The organism is Pseudomonadota bacterium, assembly GCA_038533575.1.
In the GTDB taxonomy this organism is placed as follows: Bacteria; Pseudomonadota; Alphaproteobacteria; order Rhodobacterales; family Rhodobacteraceae; genus Shimia_B.
The window spans coordinates 1-2,049 of record JBCAYL010000018.1 but is presented as its reverse complement, the minus strand read 5'-3'; the positions used below and the strand labels follow the sequence as shown (position 1 = coordinate 2,049).

Genomic DNA, 2,049 nt, shown 5'->3' with positions numbered 1-2,049 from the left:
GAGGGGGCGCGGCCGCTCGGTTGTGAGGACCAGGTCACGCCGCGAGAGGCGTGCGCGGCAGTGGAGAGGCCGCGAGCGGAGGCAGAGAGGGAGGAGCTGCGGGTGGAGGAGCGGGACTTCAGCGCCAACTTTGACCCGGCGACGAGGTTGTGGACGATGGGCTGGAAGTGGGGTGACGGACGGGAGCCTGGCCTGCTGCGGAACAAGATGGAGGGATACGCCATACCGGCTGCAGCGAGGGTGGAGTATGAGGCGGAGGTTCGTCAGTGGATCGAGGAGGGATGGCTGCGGCCGTACGACGAGAACAGGTCGGGACCGGCGAAGGGGCTCATACCGATGATGGCGGTGATCCAGCAGAACAAGGACAAAGTACGTCCGGTGCTCGACTTTCGTGAGCTGAATTGCCATATCGAAGCTTTCACCAGGGAGGCAGACGTGTGCGCGGACAAGCTGCGGGAGTGGAGGCGGCGAGGAGTGAACGTGGCGATGGTTGACCTGAAGAAGGCGTACCTGCAGATCGGAGTGCGGGAGGACCTGTGGCCATACCAAACCGTCAGGTTTCAAGGCCAGCTGTACTGCCTCACGCGGCTGGGATTTGGGTTGAATGTCGCCCCGCTAGTGATGAAAGCGGTGTTAAACTGTGTACTGGGGCAGGACGAGCGCGTGCGGGCAGGCACCTCAGCCTACGTGGACGACATCTTCGTGGACGAGGATGTGGTGTCAGCCGAGGACGTGGTGAGCCATTTACGTTCGTATGGGCTGGAGAGCAAGCCCCCTGAACGAGCAAAAGACGGCGTTCGGGCGCTGGGTTTGCACGTCTGGCAGCACCAGGGCACCCTGAGGTGGAAGAGGGGGGGAGCGTCGGTGGAGGAATCAGTGGATGGACCGACCAGGAGGGAAGTGTTCTCACTTTGCGGTAGGCTGGTGGGTCATTACCCGGTCTGCGGTTGGTTAAGAGTGGCGGCAGGTTTTGTGAAGAGGCGAGCAAGTCAAGCCACAGAGAAATGGGACGACGTGGTAAGAGACCCTGACATAACAAAATGGTTGAAGGAGATCATGTCGAGGGTGAAGGATGACGACCCAGTGAGGGGGAGGTGGGACGCGAGAGGCGACGCGGTGCGCCTTTGGGTGGACGCGAGCGTGCTGGCGTTCGGTGCAGTGGTGGAGATGGACGGGGACGTGGTGGAGGACGCCAGCTGGCTGCGCAAAGAATGCGCGAGTCACATCAACATGGCAGAACTGGACGCGGTGGTGAAGGGACTGAATCTTGCTCTGACTTGGAAGGTGAGACGGGTGGAGGTGATGACAGACTCTGCAACGGTGCACAGGTGGATACAGGATGGGCTGACGGGGAAGAGCCGCCTGCGAACCAAGGCAGCGAATGAGATGCTCATCAGGCGAAGGGTGGGCGTGGTGATGGACCTAGTGAGGGAATACGGTCTGGAGATGACCATCGTGCTGGTGCCGTCGGCAGATAACAAGGCTGACGCACTGACACGGGTGCCCGCCAGATGGCTGAAGAAGGGAGAAGTGGAGCCGCTCGTGTGTGCAGCCGCAGGGGACTCGCTGGTGGACAGAGTACGAGCGATCCATCACGACGTGGGTCATCCTGGGGTCCGAAGAACGTTGTACTTCGTCAGGCGAAAATATCCGCAGGCGAGTAAGCAAGTGGCACGGGAGGTGGTGAGAGGGTGCGTCGAATGCCAGTCGATCGATCCAGCCCCAGAGAAGTGGAGAAAAGGGAGTCTGGAGGTGGAGCGGGTGTGGCAGCGGCTGGCCATGGACATCACGCACGTTGGCGGGCAACACTTCCTGACCTTGATCGACTGTGGGCCCTCCCGGTTTGCAATATGGCGCTCATTGCGGTGGCAGACGACGGAGGCCGTGGTGGCACAGCTCGAGGGGGTGTTCCTCGAGCACGGGCCACCAGAAGAAATCCTGACAGACAACGACACGGCGTTCAGGAGCCGGCAGTTTACCACGTTCGCGGATATGTGGGGGGTGATGCTACGGTTCCGGGCGGCACACGTGCCCTCCGGGAACGGTCTC

1 protein-coding gene is annotated in these 2,049 nt (G+C 61.6%); it reads left to right on the top strand.

The genetic code is table 11. From position 1 onward, the window contains the following. Positions 1-102 precede the first annotated feature (102 nt). On the top strand, positions 103-2,049 hold a 1,947-nt coding region (locus AAFM92_16820; GenBank protein ID MEL7302027.1), incomplete at its 3' end, for a DDE-type integrase/transposase/recombinase.